At 64.0% G+C, this 4,293-nt stretch carries 4 protein-coding genes and 1 pseudogene; 1 reads left to right on the plus strand and 4 read right to left on the minus strand.

Annotated elements, in window-relative coordinates:
• On the plus strand, nt 1–784 hold a 784-nt coding region (locus I71_RS18530; RefSeq protein ID WP_042696314.1), incomplete at its 5' end, for a ParB/RepB/Spo0J family partition protein.
• Between the two features lie 431 nt (nt 785–1,215).
• Here the strand turns inward: I71_RS18530 and I71_RS18535 are convergent.
• From I71_RS18535 to rph, 4 genes and pseudogenes are all read right to left on the minus strand, one after another.
• Nucleotides 1,216–1,707: a dihydrofolate reductase gene (locus tag I71_RS18535; protein ID WP_042696315.1), complete on the minus strand. Its 492-nt coding sequence runs from the start codon at nt 1,705–1,707 to the stop codon at nt 1,216–1,218.
• Nucleotides 1,708–1,740: 33 nt separating this feature from the next.
• A pseudogene (gene hemW / locus I71_RS18540) lies at nt 1,741–2,923 on the minus strand (radical SAM family heme chaperone HemW).
• Entirely contained in the window at nt 2,911–3,525 is a 615-nt protein-coding gene (gene rdgB / locus I71_RS18545) for an RdgB/HAM1 family non-canonical purine NTP pyrophosphatase (protein WP_042696316.1), read from the minus strand. Before rdgB ends, hemW begins: the two are co-directional and overlap by 13 nt.
• 27 nt (nt 3,526–3,552) lie before the next feature.
• On the minus strand, nt 3,553–4,272 hold the full coding sequence (rph, locus tag I71_RS18550; RefSeq protein WP_042696317.1) for a ribonuclease PH: 720 nt from the start codon (nt 4,270–4,272) through the stop codon (nt 3,553–3,555).
• Nucleotides 4,273–4,293: the final 21 nt, after the last annotated feature.

The following is a 4,293-nucleotide window of genomic DNA, read 5'->3' on the forward strand; positions in this document are numbered from 1 at the left end:
GATCGAGGTCGTCCATCCCGGCAAATACCAGCCGCGACGGAATTCGACGACGAGGCGATCCAGGGCCTCGTCGAATCGATCCGGGACAAGGGGCATCCTGCAGCCGCTGCTGGTCCGCCGCGATGGCGAGGACGCCAACTCCTACGAGCTGATCGCCGGCGAACGCCGCTGGCGGGCGGCGCAGATCGCCGGCCTGCACGAGGTTCCGGTCATCATCCGCGATCTCAGCGACCGCGAGGCGCTGGAAATCGCGCTGATCGAGAACATCCAGCGCCAGGATCTAACCCCTCTGGAAGAGGCGGAAGGCTATCGCCGCCTGATGGAGGAGTTCGAGCACACGCAGGAGGATCTGGCCCGCGCCGTTGGCAAGAGCCGCAGCCATGTCGCAAACATGATGCGCCTGCTGGCATTGCCTGACCCGGTCAAGTCGATGGTTCAGGACGGTGCGCTGACCGCCGGCCATGCCCGCGCGTTGCTGACCGCCCCGGATCCGGCCGCGGTCGCGCGTGAGGTGGTGACGCGCGGCTTGAATGTCCGCCAGACCGAAGACCTGATGCGCGGCGACCAGCCGAAGGCGAAGAAGGGCAAGGCGGCGGCCGGCGGATCCGGCGACGGTCCGGCGATGAAGGATGTCGACCTGATCAATCTGGAGGAGGAGATCTCCGCCCGCATCGGGCTGAAGGTGGCGATCAATCCGCAAGGACAGCGCGGGACGATCACCATCCATTACCAGACGCTCGACCAGCTGGACGATGTGCTGCATCGGCTTGGCGGTGAGGAGTAACTGTCTTATTTTTTGATGAACGCAAGTACGGACAATCTGGTGTCCGTACTTGCGATATGGTTCGCTTTCAAGAAAGGCTAATTGTGCGGCGTGGTTATTGCTTTACCGGAACACCGTGATTTTTTCCGCATCTTTCACATTTTGTTTCATTACGGCTTGATGCATACCAAACGTAACCACAATTCCCGCAGACATATTTGTAACGATCAGCCATTGCTGTTCTCCATTTTGAAGCGGTTTGGCCTTTTTAATCTTGCTAGATAGAAAACTTTGCTTCAGGGATAAGGCTATGGCGTAAAAATCGAAAATTCAAACATAAAAAATGCATACTTATATATTCAATCAACAGTGAAGTTGATGCCTTTGTGGAAAAACATTAGCGCTGTATATCTACATAGATAATGAGTTGTCCTTTGTGCCCGTATTGCCAATTAGGTCACTCGCTCGAAGTCGATGTAGCGGTAGATCAGCCCATTCTCCTCCAGGGGCGCACTCGACCACACCTCCACCCATTCGACTCCGATCGGTGGCATCAGCGTGTCACCATCCACCGGGCTCTCGATGCGGGTCAGGTGCAGGCGGTCAGCAATCGGCAGCGTCTCATGGAACAGGGCGGCACCGCCGATGACGAAGAGTTCGGCGGCGCCGGATCCTTGCGCCCAGGATACCGCAGCACCCAGGCCGGTGAACCAGAGGGCGCCATCCCGCTCTCCACCCGTCTCCTGACGGCTGAGGACAAGGTTGTCACGGCCGGGAAGCGGATGGCGCGGCAACGACTCCCAGGTCTTGCGGCCCATCAGGATCGGCTTGCCCATTGTCAATTCCCGGAACCGGCGCAGGTCGCCGGGAAGATGCCAGGGCAACTGGCCGCCACGGCCGATCACGTCGTTCGTTGCGGCGGCGACGATCAGAGTGATGCGCATCCCCTGCCCTTTCCTCGTTGGAGATGCTGGATTTTACGCCAGAATTGCGCCGAGCACCGCGTTCAGTCGCTGTAGCCCCTCCGATGTCGCGGTCAGGCGTTCGGTGTCGCGGGTCAGGAAGCCGCCATCGATCAGCCGGGACAAGGCTGAGCGGTCGACGATATCGTCCAGCGTCCGGCCGGTTTCCTCCACCAGACGGGTAAGCCGCACCCCCTCGGTCAGGCGCAGTCCCATCATCATCAGCTCGGTGCCGCGGGCCTCGCGGTCGATGGGATCGGGAGTGGCGGCGCCATGGCCGTCGCGCTCCACCCGTTCCAGCCAGATCTCCGGCGCGCGATGGGCGCGGGTGGCGAATTTCTCGCCGTCCAGCGTCAGCCTGCCGTGGGCGCCGGGACCGATGCCGACATAGTCGCCATAGCGCCAATAGGTCAGGTTGTGGCGGCTTTCCTCGCCCGGGCGGGCATGGTTGGAAATCTCGTAAGCCGGCAGCCCGGCGGCGGCCAGTTGGCTCTGCGTCGCCTCATAGAGGTCGCCGGCCAGATCCTCGTCGGGCAGCACAAGGTCGCCGCGGGCATGCAGCGGGTAGAAGGCGGTGCCTTCCTCGATGGTCAGCTGATAGACCGACAGGTGACCGACAGCGTAATCCAAAGCCCGCGCCAGTTCGGCCTGCCAGCCCGCCACCGTCTGGCCGGGACGGGCATAGATCAGGTCGAAGGAGAAGCGGTCGAAGGTCTTTGCCGCCCATTCGATGGCGCCGGTCGCCTCCGCCGCATTGTGCTGGCGCCCGAGGAACTTCAGGCTGGCATCATCCAGTGCCTGGATGCCGAGAGAGACGCGGTTGATTCCGGCGCTGCGGAAGGCGCGGGAANTTGTCGGCTTCAACCGAGGTCGGGTTCGCCTCCAGCGTCACCTCCAGCCGGCCGGCGACCGGCCAGCGTTGGGCGACACGGTCGATGATCGCGCCGACCGTCGCCGGCTCCATCAATGACGGGGTGCCGCCGCCGAAGAAGATGGATGTGACGGTGCGGCCGGCGGTGAGAGCGGCGTAATGGTCCAGTTCACGCAGCAGCCCGGTCCGCCAGCGGTCATGGTCGACCCGCTCGCGGACATGGCTGTTGAAATCGCAGTAGGGGCACTTCGACTTGCAGAAGGGCCAATGGACGTAGATGGCAAAGCCGGGATCGGAGCCGGAAGCAAATGCACTCACCGGAAGCACCGCTCCACCAGCTGGCGGAAGGCGTCGGCGCGGTGGCTCATCTCGTGTTTGCTGGCCTGATCCATCTCGCCGAAGGTCAGCCCGTGGCCGTCCGGCAGGAACATCGGGTCATAGCCGAAGCCGTGCGGACCGCGCGGCGGCCACACCAGCGTGCCGGTGCAGCGGCCTTCCACCGTCTCGACATGGCCGTCCGGCCAGGCGAGCGACAGGGCGCAGACGAAATAGGCGCTGCGGTCGGCCTTGCCGGTTTCCGACTGTTGGGCGAGGCCATCCTCGACCTTCCGCATCGCCATGCCGAAGTCCTTGGCCGGGCCGGCCCAGCGGGCGGAATAGATGCCGGGATCGCCGTTCAGCGCCGGCACCACCAGCCCGCTGTCGTCGGCAAGTGCCACATGGCCGGCGGCGGCCGCGGCCCTGGCCTTCAGCTCCGCATTGGCGATGAAGCTGGTGCCGGTCTCCTCCGGTTCGGGCAGGCCCAGCTCCCCTGCCGAGGTGAAGGTGGCGACATAGGGGCCGAGCAGCTCGGCGATCTCGCGCACCTTGCCCTTGTTGTGGCTGGCGATGACGAGGGTGTCGCCGGTGAAGCGGCGGGGAGCGGACATGGTCTTGAACCTCTGGCTGGGTGGGCCTTACTTGATGCCGAGAACCTGCTTCTGCAACGCCACCAGCTCGGTCACGCCCTTGCGGGCGAGCGCCAGCAGCTCCATGAACTGCGGCTCGGAGAAGGGGGTTTCCTCGGCGGTGCCCTGGATTTCGACGATGCCGGCCTTGCCGGTCAGGACGAAGTTGGCATCGGCCTGGGCCTTGGAATCCTCGTCGTAATCGAGGTCGAGAACGGCGTTGCCCTGATAGAGGCCGCAGGAGACGGCGGCGACCTGATCGGTCAGCGGCATGGTCTTCAAGGCACCGATCTGCATCAGATGCTGGAAGGCCAGATGCAGGGCGACATAGCTGCCGGTGATGGCGGCGGTGCGGGTGCCGCCGTCGGCCTGGATCACGTCGCAGTCGATCTTGATCTGCTTTTCGCCCATCGCCGAGCGGTCGGTGACGGCGCGCAGCGCGCGGCCGATCAGGCGCTGGATTTCCTGGGTACGGCCGGACTGCTTGCCCTTCGCCGCCTCACGGTCGGTGCGGCTGTGGGTGGACCGCGGCAGCATGCCGTATTCGGCGGTGACCCAGCCGAGCCCGGTGTTCTTCAGGAAGCGCGGCACCGTCTCGTCGACGCTGGCGGTGCACAGCACATGCGTGTTGCCGAAACGCACCATGCAGGATCCCTCGGCATAGCGGCTGAAGCCGGGTTCCAGGGAGACGGTGCGCAGTTGGTCGAAGGCGCGGCCGGAGGGGCGCATAAGGTCATTCCGAAGGTCGTT

It is taken from the genome of Azospirillum sp. B506 (assembly GCF_000333595.1).
Lineage (GTDB): Bacteria > Pseudomonadota > Alphaproteobacteria > Azospirillales > Azospirillaceae > Azospirillum.